Genomic DNA, 18,139 nt, shown 5'->3' with positions numbered 1-18,139 from the left:
TCAGTTTTGCGGCAGATTGAGCCGGATGTGAAGCTCGCGCAACTGCTTCGGCGTGACCTCGGAGGGCGCGCCCATCATGAGGTCCTCGGCACGCTGGTTCATCGGGAAGAGCACCACCTCGCGCAGGTTCTCCTCCCCGCAAAGCAGCATGACGATGCGGTCGATGCCCGGTGCGATACCACCGTGGGGCGGCGCGCCCAGCGACAACGCGCGCAACATGCCGCCGAATTTCGCCTCGAGCACCTCCTCCGGATAACCGGCGATCGCGAACGCCTTTTTCATGACGTCCGGACGGTGGTTTCGGATCGCGCCCGATGACAGCTCCACGCCATTGCAGACGATGTCGTACTGGACTGCCTTGAGGTTGAGCAGCGTTTCCTTGTCGTTCGGGTCGAGCGCAAGGAACGCGTCGGGCTCCATGTTCGGCATCGAGAACGGATTGTGCGAGAAGTCGATCTTCTTCTCTTCCTCGTTCCACTCATACATCGGGAAGTCGACGATCCAGGCGAGCTCGAAGCGATCCTTGTCGATCAGCTTCAGTTCCTCGCCGAGCTTGGTGCGCGCCAACCCTGCAAACTTCCAGAATTTTTCCGGATCGCCCGCGACGAAGAAGGCGGCATCGCCCTCCTTCAGGCCGAACTGGTCGCGGATCGCGGCCGTCCGTTCCGGGCCGATGTTGTTGGCCAAGGGACCGGCGCCTTCGCCGCCTTCGCGCCACATGATGTAGCCGAGGCCGGGCTGGCCTTCGCCCTGCGCCCAGGAGTTCATGCGGTCGCAGAAGGCGCGCGAACCGCCGCCCGTGCCGGGTATCGCCCAGACCTGGTTCTTCGGATCTTCGAGCATCCGCGCGAACACCTTGAAGCCGGAACCGCGGAAATGCTCGGAAACTTCCTGCATCAGGATCGGGTTGCGCAGATCCGGCTTGTCGGAGCCGTACTTGCGCACCGCCTCACCATAGGGAATGAGCGGGAACTTCTTGGTGACGTGCTTGCCCTCGGCGAACTCCTCGAACACGCCGCGCATGACCGGCTCGACCGCGCCGAACACGTCGTCCTGGGTCACGAAGCTCATCTCGATATCGAGCTGATAGAACTCGCCCGGCGAGCGGTCGGCACGCGCGTCCTCGTCGCGGAAACAGGGCGCGATCTGGAAGTATCGGTCGAAGCCCGCCACCATGGTGAGTTGCTTGAACTGCTGCGGCGCCTGCGGCAGCGCATAGAACTTGCCGGGATGCAGCCGCGACGGCACCAGGAAATCGCGCGCGCCTTCGGGCGAGGACGCGGTCAGGATCGGCGTCTGGAACTCGAAGAAGCCCTGCTCCTTCATGCGGCGCCGGATGGAATCGATGATCTGGCCGCGCTTGATGATGTTGGCGTGCAGCTTCTCGCGACGAAGGTCGAGGAAGCGGTACTTGAGCCTTATATCTTCAGGATATTCCTGATCGCCGAACACCGGCATCGGCAGCTCGGCCGCTGGCCCCAGCACCTCGATCTCGCTGACATAGACCTCGACCAGGCCGGTGGCGAGTTCCGGATTGTCGGTGCCGGCGGGGCGGCGGCGCACCTTGCCGTCGATCCGCACCACCCATTCCGAGCGCAGCTTCTCGGCGGTCTTGAACGCCGGCGAATCCGGGTCGGCGACGACCTGCGTCAGCCCGTAATGGTCGCGCAAATCGATGAACAGCACACCGCCATGGTCGCGGATGCGGTGGCACCAGCCAGACAAGCGGACCTGCTCGCCAATGTGGCTCTCGCGGAGCGCGCCGCAGGTGTGGGACCGGTAACGATGCATGGAATTTCCAGAAAACAGCTGTCGGAGGGATCGAATCGGGGGCAAAAGCCAGGCCCGAATTGCGGGACGGTTTACCCGACGGAACGGGGTGCGGCAACCGAATGAGGCAGCTGTTTTGGGCTCGAAAAAGGCCCTTCCCGCGCCTATCTTGAGCCCATGACGCTGCAATTCGCCTTCGAGCATACCTATGCGGCCCTGCCGGCGAATTTCTTCGCCCGCGTGGCGCCAACTCCGGTCGCAGCCCCCCGGCTGATCAAGCTGAACCGGGAGCTGGCGATCCAGCTCGGGCTAGATCCGGACCAGCTTTCGACCCCCGAAGGCGCCGAAATCCTCTCGGGCAAGCGCCTACCCGAGGGAGCCGAGCCGATCGCCATGGCCTATGCCGGCCACCAGTTCGGCCATTTCGTGCCCCAGCTCGGCGATGGCCGCGCCATCCTGCTCGGCGAAGTGATCGATCGCGACGGCGTCCGCCGCGATATCCAGCTCAAGGGTTCCGGCCCCACCCCGTTCTCCCGCCGCGGCGACGGCCGCGCGGCGCTCGGACCGGTCTTGCGCGAATACATCGTCAGTGAAGCCATGTTCAGGCTCGGCATTCCCACCACGCGCTCGCTCGCGGCCGTCATGTCAGGCGAAAGCGTGATGCGCGAGACCGTGCTGCCCGGCGCCGTGCTCACCCGCGTTGCGGCAAGCCACATCCGCGTCGGCACCTTCCAGTTCTTCGCTGCGCGCGGCGACACCGAGGGGGTGCGCCGCCTCGCCGATCACGTGATCGGCCGGCATTATCCGGAACTCGCCAAGGCGGAACGCCCCTATCACGCGCTGCTCGACGCCGTGATCGCGCGGCAGGCCGAGCTGGTGGCGCACTGGCTCCTGGTCGGCTTCATCCATGGCGTGATGAACACCGACAACACCTCGATCTCGGGCGAGACCATCGACTACGGCCCCTGCGCCTTCATGGACGAATACGATCCGGCCAAGGTGTTCTCCTCGATCGACGAGATGGGCCGCTACGCCTATGGCAACCAGCCACGCATCGCGCTGTGGAACCTGACGCGGCTGGCCGAGTGCCTGCTGCCGCTGTTCTCTGACGACAAGGACAAGGCGATCGAGCAGGCGCAGTCTGCGCTCGGCGAATTCGCGGAGAAATTCACGACGGCCTATCAGGCCGGCCTGCGCGCCAAGATCGGCCTGTCCACCATGGCCGATGGCGACGAGGCGCTGGTGCAGGACCTGCTGGACGCCATGACGACGAACCAGGCGGATTTCACCCTCACGTTCCGCCGGCTCGGCGACGCTGCACTCGATGCCGACAACGACGAGCCGGTCCGCAGTCTCTTCATCGATCCCACCCGGTTCGACGAATGGGCGGCGCGCTGGCGACAACGCCTTGCCCTGGAGCCGCAGACGCCGGCCGAACGGCACGAGGCGATGCATCGCGTCAATCCCGCTTTCATCCCGCGCAACCACCGCGTCGAAGCGGTGATCCAGGCGGCGATGAACGATGACGACTACGCACCCTTCGAGGAGCTGCTGACGGTGCTGGCAAAGCCCTTCGAGGAGCAGCCTCGGTTCGCGGCCTATGCCGAGCCGCCCGAGGCCGGCCAGCGGGTGACGCAGACCTTCTGCGGCACATGAAGCGTTAACCGAGCTTGTTAAGGCGGCGTGCACCATCGAATCGCGCGCGTCCGGCCGGTTTCGGCAAATTAAGAAACGCTCAACGCGACCCCGACAAGTCTAGCGACCCTGTTGGGGGAAATTCCATGGACGCGTTTGCCTTCGAATTCATGGGCCTGATGATGATCGCCCTTTGCCTTGCCGTGCTGGCCGTCCCGTCCGGGCGGCGCCCGTCCAAGCACGTGCGTCACTACTGATCCCGAGCAAAAGCAGCCCATTCGCGGAAATTGCGGCCGCCCACCGGTGGTCGCGATGCCTCGGTCCGGCCTGGCAGAAAGCCGGCCGGACCGAACGCAACCTTCAAATTTGCCCACAAGACCCTTGACTTATCAGCGCTTTCGGCCGACGCGTTGACCTTGTGCCCCGGTTTCCGAAGCCCGCCTCAGGGCGAGCTTCGAGGCGAGCTTCGGAAACCGTTGGGCACAGGAAGGCAAAATTCCAGCGCTGCCTTTCGGTCTGCCGTCCCGGCCCCGCACGCTGCGGAGCCAAGGGAAGGACAGATCGGCAGTGCGGGAAACGTCATGGACTGTGCATGGATCACCTGATTTCGACCACCGCCGAACTCGCGGACGTCTGCTCCCGGCTCGCCAAGTTCCCCGTCATCACCGTCGATACCGAATTCCTGCGGGAGTCGACCTATTACCCGCTGCTCTGCGTCGTGCAGATGGCCAGCCCGGATGAGGCCGTCATCATCGATGCGCTGGCGGAAGGCATCGACCTCAAACCCTTCTTCGACCTGATGTCCAACGAGGCGGTGCTGAAGGTGTTTCATGCCGCGCGCCAGGACATCGAGATCGTGTTTCATCTCGCCGGCATCATCCCGCATCCGATCTTCGACACCCAGGTGGCGGCCATGGTGCTCGGCTATGGCGACAGCATCGCCTACGACCAGCTGGTCGAGCGGGTAACCGGCCATCGGCCCGACAAGACCCACCGCTTCACCGACTGGTCCCGCCGTCCGCTCTCCAAGGAGCAGATGCATTACGCGGTCTCCGACGTCACCCATTTGCGCGACGTCTTCGCCTCGCTCGATGCGGACCTCAAGAAGCGCGGCCGCAACAACTGGGTCAGCGAGGAGATGGAAGTCCTCACCTCGCCGCGCACCTACGACTTCCATCCCGAGCGCGCCTGGGAGCGGCTGAAGACGCGGGTGCGCAAGCCGAAGGAACTGGCCATCCTGATGGAAGTCGCGGCCTGGCGCGAAACCGAGGCCCAGAGCCGCGATGTGCCGCGCGGCCGCGTGCTCAAGGACGATGCGGTCGGCGATATCGTGACGCATGCGCCGACCTCGCTGGAGAAGCTCGCCAACCTACGCTCGCTGCCGAAAGGCTTCGACCGCTCGAAATGGGGCAACGACATCATCGCGGCCGTGCAGCGCGGACTCGCCCGCGATCCGCACTCGCTGCCGAAGCTGGAAAAGCCGCGCAACAATTCAAACGGCACGGCCATCATCGAGCTCCTGAAGGTGCTGCTGCGCATGACCTCGGAGCGGCACGCGGTGGCCAGCAAGGTGATCGCCACCGTCGACGATCTCGAGCAGATCGCAGCCAACGACCAGGCCGACGTCGCCGCCCTGCACGGCTGGCGCCGCGAGCTGTTCGGCGAGGCGGCCCTGTCGCTGAAGCACGGCAAGCTGGCGCTGGCGATCGAAAAGGGCCGCGTTGTCCGGGTGGACCGGCACTGAAGTGACGCCTCAGGCGTCACTCGCTGCCGCCGCGATCAGACCGGAACTCTGTTCGACCGCTGCAAACTTGCCGATCGCGCGCATCATCGCTGCATGATGCCCCTCGGCATTGCCGGCGGCCGAGGGCACGCAGGTCACGGCATCGCCGACGACGCAGAAGCGGTGACCGCGGTGAAATCCCTCGATGACGGTGGCCAGAATGCTTTCGTCGAGAGAACAACCCGCCACCAGGCAATGAACGCCCCTCATGCTCGCCATGTATTCGGCAAAGCGCGACGCGCTGTAGGCCGATGGCAGCGGGTGCTCGAACACCATCTCCCCCGGCCGCGGGCGGAACGCCGCCGACCACTCGCTGAGGTTCGACGCCGGATCGAACCATGCGGCCTGTGCGATCCGCTTGAGGTGCAGCACCGGCCACAATTCCGCGCGCCACAACTCGAGCAGGGCAAGCAATCGCGCGGCTGCGCGATCTGCCCCGCACTCCTCGCCCAGATACTGGACCTGGAGGTCGGCGCAGACGAGGATCGGCGGATACCCGCGGCTCATGTCCCCGCGGTGACGTCGCGCAAGGGCGACGTCACCTCGCGCTCGGCCGAAAGATCCAGCACGCCGGGACGGTCCCAGTCGCCCTCGGGTCGGATGATCACATAGGGATCGCTCTTGATCGTGATCGCATCGGGGCCCGGCTCGATGTCGAACACCATCTCGGTGTAGGAAAAGTCGGAGAAGGTGACCTTGCGGCCGCCCTCGAGCGGGCGTCCGCCGAAATGCGCCCAGAAATTCACGAGCCTGTCCTGCGCAAGGCCGTAGATCTTCCGAAAGCCCTTGCGCTTGATGTATTCGACGGCGGCCTGCACCAGCTTGAAGGAGACCCGCGTGCGGCGGAATTGATGCCGCACGGCCAGCCGCTCGATCTTGGCAAACTCGCCGAAGAAGCGGACGCGAAGGCAGCCCGCCGGCTCGCTGCCGATGAATCCGAGGAAGTGCGCCGCGCAGAGATCGTTGCCGTCGAATTCTTCCTCGATCGGGCAATCCTGCTCGGCAAGGTAGACCGCAGAGCGGATCGCGGTCACCGTCATCAGGTCGTTGGGGTCGCGGGCGAGACGAATGGTGATCGCGCGTGCAGGCGGCTTCGCGGGTCTAGTACCGTGCATCTGAAATGCTCCCTTGTGTGAAATTGGATGCGCCGAGGCCCGCGGGCAGCCGCTTCCACGGCCGCTCGTAGCACCAGAGGTCGGGCTGTGAACTTGCGATCGGCCGGAAGCCCGTCGCGATCATCAGATCGCGGCCCGCCGCCGTTGACGGTTGTGCGAAGCAGTTGGCGTCGACATAGCGCGGCTTGCGCAGATGCGCGGCCATCTTGCCCAATCCCGCGATGCCGCGGCCGGTCGCACCGATCGCCCAGATGTAGATGGCGGCTACCTGCTCATTCGCGCCGGCGAGCAACGAGAAGTCCGGGTGCGTCGGCGACAATTCGCCTGACATCAGCGCGTCGTGCCCGCGCTCGTTGAGATAGAGAAACGCCATGCCGCCGAGCAGACCGCCCTTCCGGGCGAAGACCAGGATGCACTCGGGGTCATGCAGGTGGTGCTGCAGAAGCCCCTGCTCCCCGATCTGAACCCCCGGCACCATGCTGCGCGCCATGGCGGCAACGGCCGGCATTTCCTCGAACGTTGCCGGCCGGACTTCGACCCTGGCGGTGGTCGGCAGGAAGTCGAAATCGTGCCGTGCGGTAAAACAGGCCCTTTCCATGTCCAGGTTGCGCCTCTATCGTTGCTCGAGCCCTCGTTGAGCAACTTAAGCGGGCGGGGATATGGGGTATGCAGCAACTATTGCACCGGGGTGCTGCGTTCGCGCAGCACAGGCCCGAGGACTCCCTGGACGCATCCTGGGATGACCTGAAGTCGTTTCTGGCCTGCGCGCGCTACAAGAGTTTCCGCAACGCCGCCGACCTCCTGGGCGTCACCAGCACCACGTTGATGCGACGGATCGACCGGCTGGAGGAGCGGATCGGGTGCCGGCTGTTCCTGCGCGACCAGAGCGGGCTGACGATCTCCGAGGAAGGCCTTGCGATGATCGCCGACCTCACGGAAATGGAGCGGCATGCCTTCAACATCTTCCGCTGCGCGTCGCGAGCCTCAGGCACCAGCACCGGAACGGTGCGCGTCGCCGTCACCGAGGGACCAGGCAATTTCTGGATCCTGCCGCGGCTGATCGATTTCCAGAAAACCTATCGCAAGATCACCGTCGACCTGCGTTGCGCCATGGAACAGGCCGACGTCGGTCGACTGGAAACCGACATTGCGATCCAGTTCGAGCGTCCGACCAATCCGGACCTGATCGCGGCGCGGATCGGCCGCCTCCACGTCTATCCCTTCGTCTCGGAAGGCTACCGCAAGCTGTTCGGCGTGCCGAAGACGCTGGCGGAGCTGAAGAACCACCGCATCATCAAGCAGAATGCGCCGCAGATCGACGACAACGCCTATGCGCGCATCCTCGGCATCACCTCGCTCGAAGGCGTGGTCGGCATCAAGACCAACTCCTCCATCGGCGTGCTCTATGCGGTCGAGCGCGGGGCCGGCGTCGGCTTCCTGCCGACCGCATCGGTGGCGCTCGGCGCGCCGCTGATCCCCGTCGATATGGGCGTCAGCCATCATACCGACCTCTGGATCACCTATCACAAGGAGTTTCGCAATTCGGAGCGGCACAAGATCGTCATCGACTGGCTGAAGAAGATTTTCGATCCGAGGGCTTATCCCTGCTTCCGGGACGAATTCATCCATCCCAGCGATCTGGTGCCGCTGATGCAGGAAACGCGGGAGAATTTTGGGTTGCGCGGCTATACCGCTACGGGGCCAGGCTAGTTCGCTACCATCGCACTTCAAGGCCGGCCAGGCCCTGGTGCGATTGAAAGTGCTCGCGGAACTTGCCGTCGTAGCGCGCATAGAGACGGAAACTGTTGGTCAGGCTGAGCGAGGCCGCAGCGCCCGCATCCGCCCCGTAACGGCTCTCGCCGATCCCCTGGACGCTGACGGGCTGGAAGCCGGGAATGCTGACGGTGACCGTGCTGAAGCTCTGGTGGAAATTGTCGATGAACTTGCCATAGGCCGACAGGTCGAGGATCTTCCGGTCGAAGATGAAGTAACGCCCGACCTCCGCGCCGATCAGCGCCCTCGCCCGCTCCGCCGTCGCATTGCTTGCCGTCACCAGGAAGAAGGCCGCGCCTTGCTCGGTAAATGCGTCCGTCGAGGAGCGCACATATTCGAGGGCGATTTTCGGGACGATGCGGAATTCGTCCTTCATCCAGTAGTAGTCGAGTTCGACGATTCCCCCGTCCAGCGCGGCGTTGTAGTCGGCAACCGCAATGCCCGCACCGGTGTCGCGGTTCGAATTGACCTTGCCGAAGCCGTGCACGAACGCGCCGGCCAGGGTCCAGGGCCCCTTGTCGATGGAGAAGCTGGCGCCAACCTGGGTGAGATCGAGGGTGGCCCATTGGAAGGCGAGCGGCACATCGATCTTGCTGCGGCTCTGGTCGACGGAAAGGCCAAAGTTTACGCCGGGTCCGACCGTCGCGCCGATGCCGGCCACGCCGCCCCAGGTGGTGCGGCGGTCGCCGGCGAAATCGCCCTGGGCATCGGTCCTCGACGACAAGCCGTAGCCTTCGACCCAGGCGCGGAATTTCGGCGCTTCGGTCGCTTCCGAAGCGCCGCCGCCGCCGGGATTGCCTCGCCCGATCCGGTCCACGCCGTTGGTCGCCTGACCCGCGAGTCGCTCCAGAAAACTGCTGCCGAGATTGCCCACGGCCTGGTTGGCCGAGATGTCGGAACTGATGATCGTGATGCCCGGCGTAGGCGTCGGTGAGGGCGACGGCACCAGCTGGGCTTCGGCCGACGATATCGCCCCAATCGCCAGCGCAATGGCCATCGCAATGGCCCGGACCATCCTGCGGCCCGCCCCGGTCTCCCCTGCCAGTGAAGGCCGCGATGCGCAGCGCATGAATTCCGATCCCACCGCGAGCGCCGGCCTCGGCTGCGCCGGATTCCTGCCGCTCGGCGACCGATTTGCCCCCAGTTCGCCGGGAGCGTCAATCGCTTGGGAACCCCGTCAAAGCCCGAATAGCCGTCGTTGTGGTGCCCCTGCCACAGGTCACCCGAAGCTGCGACAACGCGCGCCGCCCGCCATGTGCTTGCTAATGTGCAGGTTTCGTGTTGCAATCACTCGCACAATCGGATCTAGGCCGTTTGACTGTGCGTTTTCGCGACTTGGAAATACAAGAAGACACCCGGAAGCCGCTTGTGGCGTGGCACGTTGGGAGACGTGACCGCGTCTTTTTTTCGTCCAGACCAGGAGACTAGCGATGCCGAGCTACAAAGGCACCGTTAAATGGTTCAACCCGACCAAGGGATACGGGTTCATCAAGCCCCAGGGCGGCGACAGGGACGTGTTCGTCCACATCTCTGCCGTGGAGCGTGCCGGACTCTCGACCCTCAATGAAAACCAGACGGTTGAATACGACCTTGTCGAAAATCGCGGCAAACAGTCCGCGGAAAATCTCAAGGTCACCTAAGACTATCACGATCCGCACAGGTTCATGATGATCCCCCCGGCGTTGCCGGGGGATTTCCTTTTTGGCTTTATCTCGCCAACGGCGAGATCAGGGGCTCACCGCTTCCTGCGCCGCCCGCGATCTTGCAGAGGTCGCCTTCCAGGCGGAGCCGGCCGCTCGCCAGCAATCGCAACGCTTCGGGATAGATGCGGTGCTCCACGGAGAGGATCCGCTGCGACAGCGCCTCGGCCGTATCGTCATCGTGCACGGGAACTGCGCCCTGCATCACGATGGGACCGGCGTCGGTCTCGGGAATGACGAAGTGCACGGTCGCACCCGAAATCTTCACGCCCGCCTTCAGCGCCTGGCCGTGCGGATCGAGCCCGGGGAACGACGGCAGCAGCGATGGATGGATGTTGAGCATCCGCCCGTGCCAGCGCTGCACGAATTCGGCCGTGAAGAGCCGCATGAAGCCGCCCAGACAAATCAGCTCGGCACGGTGCCGGGCGAGGCTTTCCTCGAGCACCTTCTCGAACGCGGCGCGGTCCTTGCCGAACGGCTTGCTCTCGACGATTTCAGTCGCAACGCCGTTCGCTCTCGCCCGGTCGAGGCCGGCGGCATCCGCGCGGTTGGAGATCACCACGGCAATTTCAGCCGGGAAGTCGCCGGCCTTCGCGGCCTCGATCAGCGCGGCCATGTTGGATCCGCGCCCCGAAATCAGGATGGCGACGCGGCGTTTCATCAGAGCGCCAGATCGAGGTGACCGTTATAGACCACGCGATGCTCGCCTTTGGCCTCGATCACCTCGCCGAGCAAGGCGACGGTCTCGCCGCTCTCGGTGAAAACCCGGGTGACCTCTTCGACGGCGTCGGGCTTGACGATGGCGATCATGCCGATGCCGCAGTTGAAGGTGCGCAGCAGTTCGAGCTCGGCGATGCCGCCCTGCGCCGCCAGCCATTTGAACACCGGCAGCACCGGCAGCCGCGCCAGGTCGATGCGTACCCCGAGATGCTTCGGCAGCACGCGCGGGATGTTGTCGGTGAAGCCGCCGCCGGTGATATGGGCCAGGCCCTTCACCGCGCCGGTCTCGCGGATCGCGCGCAGGCAGGACTTGACGTAGAGTTTGGTCGGCGTCAGCAGCGCGCCGCCGAGCGTCATGACCGGCGAGAACGGCGCCGGTGCGTCCCAGGCAATCCGCGAATTCTCGACGATCTTGCGCACCAGCGAAAAGCCGTTGGAATGGACGCCGGAAGAAGCGAGCCCGATCACCGCATCGCCGGCCGCGATATCGCCTCGCGGCAGCAGCGTGCCGCGTTCGGCCGCGCCGACCGCAAAGCCCGCAAGATCGTAATCGCCGTCCTTGTACAGGCCGGGCATTTCCGCGGTCTCGCCGCCGATCAGCGCGCAGCCGCTTTCCCGGCAGCCTTCCGCAACGCCGGCGACGATCGCCGCAGTCGCCTCGGGATCGAGTTTGCCGCAGGCAAAGTAGTCGAGGAAGAACAGGGGCTCGGCGCCCTGTACGACGAGATCGTTGACCGACATGGCGACCAGATCGATGCCGATTCCGCCATGCAGGGCGGTATCAATCGCGATCTTGACCTTGGTCCCGACGCCGTCGGTGGCGGCCACCAGGACCGGATCCCTGAAGCCCGCCGCCTTGAGGTCGAACAGCCCGCCGAACCCCCCGATCTCGGCGTCGGCGCCGGCCCGGGCGGTGGCGCGGACCATGGGCTTGATGAGATCGACCAGCCGGTTGCCGGCATCGATATCGACGCCCGAATCCGCGTAAGTCAGCCCGTTCTTGCGGTCCGCCATGCTATTTTCCGTGTGTTGGCGGCTGGTTACGTCGGATTCCGCCCCGGTGCAATGGCTCGCAAGCGGCCCGCCGCTATACTATGTAGATAACAGCCGGTTGGCCCCGCCCGGGACCGAAACCGGCCGGTAGCCGGGAAGCTCCGCGTTGAATATTCCGAACATCATCACCCTGGGCCGCATCATCCTGGTGCCGGTCATCGTCTGGGCCATCGCCTCGAACCAGATGGCGATCGCCTTCGCGGTCTTCGTCGTTGCCGGCGTCAGCGATGCCGTCGACGGCTTTCTGGCCAAGCGCTTCAACATGGCGAGCGAACTCGGCGCCCTGCTCGATCCGCTCGCCGACAAGGCGCTGCTGGTCTCGATCTATGTCGCGCTCGGCATCTGGGGTGCGGTGCCGCGCTGGATCGTCATCCTCGTGGTGTCCCGCGACATCATGATCGTGGCAGCCGTGATCGTATCCTGGCTGTTCGACAAACCCGTGCCGATGAAGCCGTCGATGGTGTCGAAGCTGAACACGGTGGCGCAGGTGGCATTTGCAGCGCTGGTGCTGGGGTCGCTCGCATTCGATCGTCCGAGCGCGCCCTATGACCTCATCCTGATGGGTTTTGTCACGGTCTTTACTTTGGTTTCCGTCTCGCTCTATCTCGTGGGCTGGGTGCGGCACATGAGCACGATCGAAGCCCCAAGGTAGGCTAGCTAGGCATTGCCGGTTTTTCCGGCATGGAGTGACGGCGTGGCAGGTAGCGTTCAACCCCGACAGCTTGCATTTGCGCTGCCGCATGCGGAAAGCCTGACGCGCGACAATTTTCTCGAAGGGCCGGCCAATGCGGCCGCACTCGCGCTGATCGAGCAATGGCCGGACTGGCCCAACCGCATCATGTGGCTGGCGGGCGAGGACGGCTCCGGCAAGAGCCACCTCGCCTCGATCTGGGCCGAACGATCCGGCGCGCGGGTCATCTCGGCGCATGCGCTCGCCGCAGCGTCGGTGCCGAATGCGCTCGCGACCGGTGCGCTCGTGGTCGAGGACCTGAAGGCGGGCAGTTTCGACGAACGCGCCATCTTTCACCTGATGAACCTGGCGCGGGAGGACGCGGCCTTCGTCCTCATGACCGCGCGCGTGCCGCCGCCGGCGCTCGACATCGAACTGCGCGACCTGCGCTCGCGACTGCGCGCGGTACCCGTGGTGTCGGTGGCGCCGCCCGACGATCTCCTGTTCCGCGCGTTGATCGTCAAATTCTGCGCCGACCGGCAAATGGCCGTCGACGAAAGCCTGGTCAGCTATCTCGTAGGCCGTATCGAGCGCTCCTACGCCGCGGCGCGTCTGACGGTGGAGTTACTGGATACCGAGGCGCTGCGGCTCGGCCGCCCCGTGACCCGGGCGCTGGCCGCGGAGCTGCTGCGCAACGCCTGAAGATCGGGCAAACCCCATCTTGACGGCGACGCCGCGCGGAACGTCAATGTCATTGAAACGTCATCGCAATATCACATGGTCTGGAACGTTTTTCTTATATTGCGGCGCACCTAGCCGTCGCTCGGATGGAACCTGATGGATTCCGCACAAGCCATTATAACTAAAGAGAAAGAGGCCGAAGTTCAGGCCCCGCCATCGATCGCCTCGAGCCCGGAACGGTTCATCAACCGGGAGCTTTCCTGGCTGCATTTCAATCGCCGGGTGCTGGAGGAAGCGGTCAATCAGGGTCATCCTGCGCTGGAGCGGGTCCGGTTCCTGTCGATTTCCGCCAATAACCTTGATGAGTTCTTCATGGTCCGTGTCGCCGGCATCAAGGCGCAGGTCCGCGAAGGCATCACCGAGCGCAGCCCCGACGGCCGCACCCCCCTGGAGCAGCTCCACCTCGTCAACGAGACGGTCTCGCAGCTCGCCCGGGACCAGCAGACGATCTGGGGGCAGTTGCACCACACGCTCGCCGAAGTCGGCATCGTGCTGGTCGACGGCCGCGACGTCACCAAGACGGAGCGAAGCTGGATCGAGGATCACTTCCTCCACAACATCTTTCCGCTGCTGACGCCGCTCGCAATCGACCCGGCGCATCCCTTTCCCTTCATCCCGAGCCTCGGCTTCACCATCGCGCTGCAATTGGTGCGAATCGCCGACGGCAAGCCGATGAACGCACTGATCCGCATGCCCGGCAAAATCGACCGGTTCATTCGCATGCCCTCGACCAAGGACGGCGTGACGCGGCTGATTACGCTCGAGCAGGCCACCTCGCTGTTCATCGGACGGCTGTTCCCCGGCTACACCGTGAACGGCCAGGGCGCATTCCGCATCATCAGGGACTCCGAAATCGAAATCGAGGAAGAGGCCGAAGACCTCGTCCGCACCTTCGAGACCGCGCTGAAGCGGCGCCGCCGCGGATCGGTGATCCGGCTGGAGATCGACGCCAAGATGCCGGAGGAGCTGCGTGCCTTCGTGCAGCAGGCATTGTCGGCCGCCGACGACGAGATATTCCTGGTCGACGGCGTGCTGGCGATGAACGAGCTGTCGCAACTAACGCGGCTCGACCGGCCCGACCTCGAATTCCCGCCCTATGTGCCGCGCCACCCCGAGCGCGTGCGCGACCATGGCGGCGACATCTTTGCCGCGATCCGGCAGAAGGACCTGATCGTCCACCACCCCTACGAATCCTTCGACGTGGTGGTGCAGTTCCTGCAGCAGGCTACGCGCGATCCCGACGTGGTGGCGATCAAGCAGACGCTGTACCGCACCTCCAACAATTCTCCCATCGTCCGCGCGCTGGCAGAGGCCGCCGAGGCCGGCAAATCCGTCACCGCCCTGATCGAGTTGAAGGCGCGGTTCGACGAGGAAGCCAATATCCGCTGGGCGCGCGACCTCGAGCGCGCCGGCGTGCAGGTCGTCTACGGATTCATCGAGCTGAAGACCCACGCCAAGCTGTCGATGGTCGTGCGCCGCGAGGGCGGCAACCTCACGACCTATGTGCACACCGGCACCGGCAACTATCACCCGGTCACCGCGCGCATCTACACGGACCTCTCCTACTTCACCTCGGACCCCGCGATCGGGCGCGACGCCGCGCGGGTGTTCAACTACATCACCGGCTATGCCGAACCGAGCGAACTCGAGAAGATGGCGGTCTCGCCGCTGACCCTGCGCAAGCGCATGCTCGAGCACATCCACGGCGAGATCAACCACGCCAAACACGGCCGGCCGGCGGCGATCTGGATGAAGATGAACTCGCTGGTCGACCCCGACATCATCGACGCGCTGTACCAGGCTTCCCAGGCGGGCGTGACGGTCGAACTGGTCGTGCGTGGCATCTGCTGCCTGCGGCCGGGCCTTCCCGGGTTGTCGGAGAATATCCGCGTCAAATCGGTGATCGGCCGCTTCCTCGAGCACGGCCGCATCTACTGCTTTGGTATGGGTCAGGGCCTGCCGGGCGCCAAGGCGGCTGTGTATATCTCGTCGGCCGACATGATGCCGCGCAACCTCGACCGCCGCGTCGAGGTGCTGTGCCCGCTGCAAAATCCCACGGTGCATCAGCAGGTTCTCGAACAGATCATGGTCGCGAACCTGAAGGATACCGAGCAGAGCTGGCAATTGTTGCCGGATGGATCGTCAACGCGTATGAAGGCCGCGAAAGGCGAAGAGCCTTTCAACCTGCACAACTATTTCATGACGAATCCGAGTCTGTCCGGCCGTGGAAAGTCGCTCAAGGAATCTTCGCCGCGCCGGCTCACCCGCCGCAACGAGCGTCAGCAAACGACGTAAGGAGCTTCGGCAGTGAAGCGGCCGCGCAAACGCGAATCCAGCGTCGCGGTCATCGACATCGGTTCGAACTCGGTTCGCCTCGTCGTCTATGAGAACCTGAGCCGCAGCCTCATCCCGGTCTTCAACGAGAAGGCATTATGCGGTCTCGGGCGCGAGGTGCAGAGCACCGGCCTGCTCGCGCCCGATGCGGTGGCCAGGGCGCTGACGTCGCTGCGGCGCTTCCGTGCGCTCTGCCGGATCCAGAAGGTCGGCCGCGTCTATGTCATTGCGACCGCGGCCTGCCGTGACGCCACCAACGGTCCGGAATTCATTGCCAAGGCCGAACGCATCTGCGGCGTGCCGATCGACATCCTCTCGGGGCCGCGCGAGGCAAAACTCTCCGCGCTCGGCGTGATCTCCGGCATCCATGATCCCGACGGCATCGTCGGCGATCTCGGCGGCGGCTCGCTCGAACTGATCGACGTGCGCCGCGACCGCGTCCGCAACGGCGTCACGTTGCCGCTCGGCAGCCTCGCCCTGCAGGACTCCTCGCACAGGTCGCTGAAGCGTGCAGAAAACATCGTGCGCGACACCATCTCCGGCGTCGATCTGCTCAAGCAAGGCCGAGGCCGCACCTTCTACGCGGTCGGCGGCACCTGGCGCGCGCTGGCGCGCATCCACATCGTGCAGAGCGGCTATCCGCTGAAGGTGATGCACGGCTATTCGATCCCCGCGCCCGACGCGCTCGATTTTGCGCAGCGCCTGCGGCGCCTGGCCGCGGCCAACCGGCTCGCCGACATCGAGGTCGTCTCGGACGCGCGGCGGCCGCTGCTCACCTATGCCGCGCTGGTGCTGGAATATGTCATCCGCGTCGTCAGGCCGAAGACCATCGTGTTCTCGACCTTCGGCGTGCGCGAGGGCCTGTTCTACGAGATGTTGTCGCGGGACCAGCGTGCCGAAGACGGACTGATCTGCGCCGCGCAGAACCTCAACCGGTTGCTGTCGCGCTCGGCGCGCCATGCCGAGGAGCTGATCGCCTGGACCGATCGCCTGGTTCGGGTCGTCCACCTGCGCGAGACCGTGGAGGACCGCCGCCTGCGTCATGCGGCCTGCCTGCTCTCCGACGTCGGATGGCGGGTGCATCCCGACCACCGCGGCGAGGAGACGCTGAGCCTGATCACCAACGGCAATTTCGGTTCGATCAGCCATCAGGGCCGCGCCTTCGTCGCGCTGGCCGTGTTCTACCGCTATGCCGGCTTGTCGGTGCAGAACGAGCCTCCGGAGACCATCCGCGACCTGCTGCCGCCGGCGATGGACGAGCGTGCGCGATTGTTGGGCGCGGCCTTCCGCGTCGCCCACCTGATCTCGGCTGCCCGCCCCGGCGTGCTCCCGGCCACGCATTTCCGCACCCGCGGCCGCAAGCTGATGCTGGTGTTCGAGCACCAGATGGTGGACCTCGTCGCCGACCGCGTCGGCAGCCGCTTCAAGCAGCTCGCCCGCCTGGTCGGCCGATCCGGATCGATCGTGCGGCGCTAATCAGATCGCCGTTTCCGGATGCTCCATCTTCGCCAGCGTGCGCTTGCGCCAGGCACCGCCGATCACCAGCACGACGATGACGCCGAGCACGGCCAGCACGAACTCCGCGCTGTGGCCGTGAGCGATGTTGACCGCAGCCAGGATCGAATCCAGCTTGGTTCCGACCGGACCTGAGAACAGTGCGCTGAGTTTGGGCTCGATTGCCGGATCGGTTGCTATGACGTCGCCAGCGATCCAGCCGAGCAGCGCTGCGCCCGCCCACACCAGGATCGGCAGGCGCGTCAGCAGCGCCATGATCAGCGCCGCACCTGCCACGATCAGGGGAATGCTGATCGCAAGGCCGAGCACCAGCAGCGGCACGCTGCCACCGGCGGCAGCCGCAACTGCGATCACATTGTCGAGGCTCATTACGATGTCGGCGATCGCGACGATTCGCACCGCCGCCCACAGATGGGCGGCGGCATCCACGCCTCCATCCTCGTCCTCGTGTTCCGGCACCAGCAGCTTGGCAGCGATCCAGAGCAGCGCCAAGCCACCGACCAGCTTGAGGTACGGCAGGCTCATCAACGTCACGACGATGAAGGTGAAGACGATACGCAGCAGCACGGCGACACCGGCGCCGAGGAACATGCCCCAGAACCGCTGACGCGGCGCCAGCCCGCGACAGGCCATCGCGATGACGAGCGCATTGTCGCCCGACAGCAGGATGTTGATCCACATGATCTTGCCGAGAGCGACCCAGAAGGTGGGCTGCTGCATCTCGGCATAGAACTGCGTGAAGAAGTTCGCGATCGTCGCCGGACTAAAAATCTGCAGCAGCCAATCCACAGTCTGTTCCCTCCGACCTTTCGCCGTTCTGCGCGGCTATTGCCTGCTTGCCGGTTCGATCAACCGACGATCTCGTTGCCCGAGAAGAACTGGGCGATCTCGATCACTGCCGTTTCCGGCGCATCGGAACCGTGCACCGAATTCTCGCCGATCGACTTTGCATGCACCTTGCGAATGGTACCCTCGGCGGCCTTCGACGGATCGGTGGCACCCATCACGTCGCGATATTTGGCGATTGCGCCTTCGCCTTCCAGCACCTGAACCACGACCGGGCCGGAGGTCATGAAATCAACGAGCTCGCCGAAGAACGGCCGCGCCTTGTGCACGGCATAGAAGGTCTCGGCCTGGTCGCGGGTCATGCGGATGCGCTTCTGCGCCACGATTCGCAGGCCGGCCTTTTCGATGATGGCGTTGACCGCGCCGGTCAGGTTACGCGCCGTCGCGTCGGGCTTGATGATCGAAAAGGTGCGTTGAATCGCCATACTTTTTCCTTGGGATGCCACGGGGATTTGTCGGGCTTATATCGGCGCCCCCCGGCTTC

Annotated in this window: 17 protein-coding genes; 8 read left to right on the top strand and 9 right to left on the bottom strand. The window is 64.8% G+C overall.

The features are described from left to right. Positions 1 to 1,791: an aspartate--tRNA ligase gene (gene aspS / locus HZB49_RS07430; RefSeq protein ID WP_291609858.1), complete on the bottom strand. Its 1,791-nt coding sequence runs from the start codon at positions 1,789 to 1,791 to the stop codon at positions 1 to 3. 156 nt (positions 1,792 to 1,947) lie between these two features. Here aspS and HZB49_RS07425 point away from each other — a divergent pair, with 156 nt between their 5' ends. Then, positions 1,948 to 3,426 (top strand): protein adenylyltransferase SelO, encoded by a 1,479-nt coding sequence (locus tag HZB49_RS07425; RefSeq protein WP_291609857.1) that lies wholly within the window; start codon positions 1,948 to 1,950, stop codon positions 3,424 to 3,426. Positions 3,427 to 3,997: 571 nt separating this feature from the next. Next, a complete protein-coding gene (gene rnd, locus HZB49_RS07420) occupies positions 3,998 to 5,149 on the top strand; it encodes a ribonuclease D (RefSeq protein ID WP_291609856.1) in 1,152 nt (383 codons plus the stop codon). A 9-nt stretch (positions 5,150 to 5,158) separates the two neighbouring features. On the opposite strand, the gene HZB49_RS07415 is transcribed toward rnd, so the two are convergent. The 3 genes from HZB49_RS07415 to HZB49_RS07405 are packed head-to-tail and all read right to left on the bottom strand — an operon-like array spanning position 5,159 to position 6,901. Further along, positions 5,159 to 5,695: an isochorismatase family protein gene (locus tag HZB49_RS07415; RefSeq protein ID WP_291609855.1), complete on the bottom strand. Its 537-nt coding sequence runs from the start codon at positions 5,693 to 5,695 to the stop codon at positions 5,159 to 5,161. Next, complete coding sequence (locus HZB49_RS07410) at positions 5,692 to 6,303, bottom strand: GNAT family N-acetyltransferase (RefSeq protein ID WP_291609854.1); 612 nt, start codon at positions 6,301 to 6,303, stop codon at positions 5,692 to 5,694. Before HZB49_RS07410 ends, HZB49_RS07415 begins: the two co-directional genes overlap by 4 nt. Further along, a complete protein-coding gene (locus HZB49_RS07405; RefSeq protein WP_291609853.1) occupies positions 6,290 to 6,901 on the bottom strand; it encodes a hypothetical protein in 612 nt (203 codons plus the stop codon). Before HZB49_RS07405 ends, HZB49_RS07410 begins: the two co-directional genes overlap by 14 nt. A 68-nt stretch (positions 6,902 to 6,969) precedes the next feature. On the opposite strand from HZB49_RS07405, the gene HZB49_RS07400 reads away from it, so the two are divergent. Next, a complete protein-coding gene (locus HZB49_RS07400; RefSeq protein WP_291609852.1) occupies positions 6,970 to 8,013 on the top strand; it encodes a LysR family transcriptional regulator in 1,044 nt (347 codons plus the stop codon). Between the two features lie 4 nt (positions 8,014 to 8,017). On the opposite strand, the gene HZB49_RS07395 is transcribed toward HZB49_RS07400, so the two are convergent. Then, positions 8,018 to 9,091 (bottom strand): autotransporter outer membrane beta-barrel domain-containing protein, encoded by a 1,074-nt coding sequence (locus HZB49_RS07395; RefSeq protein WP_291609851.1) that lies wholly within the window; start codon positions 9,089 to 9,091, stop codon positions 8,018 to 8,020. A gap of 415 nt (positions 9,092 to 9,506) precedes the next feature. Between HZB49_RS07395 and HZB49_RS07390 the strand changes: the two genes are divergently transcribed. Continuing rightward, entirely contained in the window at positions 9,507 to 9,716 is a 210-nt protein-coding gene (locus HZB49_RS07390; protein WP_291609850.1) for a cold-shock protein, read from the top strand. A 67-nt stretch (positions 9,717 to 9,783) separates the two neighbouring features. Here the strand turns inward: HZB49_RS07390 and purN are convergent, their stop codons facing one another. Both purN and purM read right to left on the bottom strand, forming a co-directional pair. Then, positions 9,784 to 10,437 (bottom strand): phosphoribosylglycinamide formyltransferase, encoded by a 654-nt coding sequence (gene purN / locus HZB49_RS07385; protein WP_291609849.1) that lies wholly within the window; start codon positions 10,435 to 10,437, stop codon positions 9,784 to 9,786. After that, entirely contained in the window at positions 10,437 to 11,510 is a 1,074-nt protein-coding gene (gene purM, locus HZB49_RS07380) for a phosphoribosylformylglycinamidine cyclo-ligase (protein ID WP_291609848.1), read from the bottom strand. Before purM ends, purN begins: the two co-directional genes overlap by 1 nt. A gap of 145 nt (positions 11,511 to 11,655) precedes the next feature. On the opposite strand from purM, the gene HZB49_RS07375 reads away from it, so the two are divergent. From HZB49_RS07375 to ppx, 4 genes are all read left to right on the top strand, one after another. After that, positions 11,656 to 12,201 carry a CDP-alcohol phosphatidyltransferase family protein gene (locus tag HZB49_RS07375; RefSeq protein WP_291609847.1) on the top strand — a complete coding sequence of 182 codons (546 nt, stop codon included), beginning with the start codon at positions 11,656 to 11,658 and terminating at the stop codon, positions 12,199 to 12,201. A gap of 42 nt (positions 12,202 to 12,243) precedes the next feature. Next, positions 12,244 to 12,921, top strand: a complete 678-nt coding sequence (locus HZB49_RS07370) for a chromosomal replication initiator DnaA (protein ID WP_291609846.1) — start codon at positions 12,244 to 12,246, stop codon at positions 12,919 to 12,921. Positions 12,922 to 13,056: 135 nt separating this feature from the next. Then, the gene (locus tag HZB49_RS07365) at positions 13,057 to 15,255 is read left to right on the top strand and encodes an RNA degradosome polyphosphate kinase (RefSeq protein ID WP_291609845.1); all 2,199 of its coding nucleotides are present in this window, start codon (positions 13,057 to 13,059) and stop codon (positions 15,253 to 15,255) included. Between the two features lie 12 nt (positions 15,256 to 15,267). Further along, positions 15,268 to 16,770 (top strand): exopolyphosphatase, encoded by a 1,503-nt coding sequence (gene ppx, locus HZB49_RS07360; RefSeq protein WP_291609844.1) that lies wholly within the window; start codon positions 15,268 to 15,270, stop codon positions 16,768 to 16,770. Here the strand turns inward: ppx and HZB49_RS07355 are convergent, their stop codons facing one another. After that, the gene (locus HZB49_RS07355; RefSeq protein WP_291609843.1) at positions 16,771 to 17,598 is read right to left on the bottom strand and encodes a TerC family protein; all 828 of its coding nucleotides are present in this window, start codon (positions 17,596 to 17,598) and stop codon (positions 16,771 to 16,773) included. It lies immediately after the preceding gene. Positions 17,599 to 17,657: 59 nt separating this feature from the next. Next, a complete protein-coding gene (gene ndk, locus HZB49_RS07350; RefSeq protein WP_291609842.1) occupies positions 17,658 to 18,080 on the bottom strand; it encodes a nucleoside-diphosphate kinase in 423 nt (140 codons plus the stop codon). Positions 18,081 to 18,139: the final 59 nt, after the last annotated feature.

Source organism: Bradyrhizobium sp. (assembly GCF_016219575.1).
Classification (GTDB): domain Bacteria; phylum Pseudomonadota; class Alphaproteobacteria; order Rhizobiales; family Xanthobacteraceae; genus Bradyrhizobium.
The sequence above is the reverse complement of the archived record's forward strand: the minus strand, read 5'-3'. Positions and strand labels throughout refer to the sequence as shown.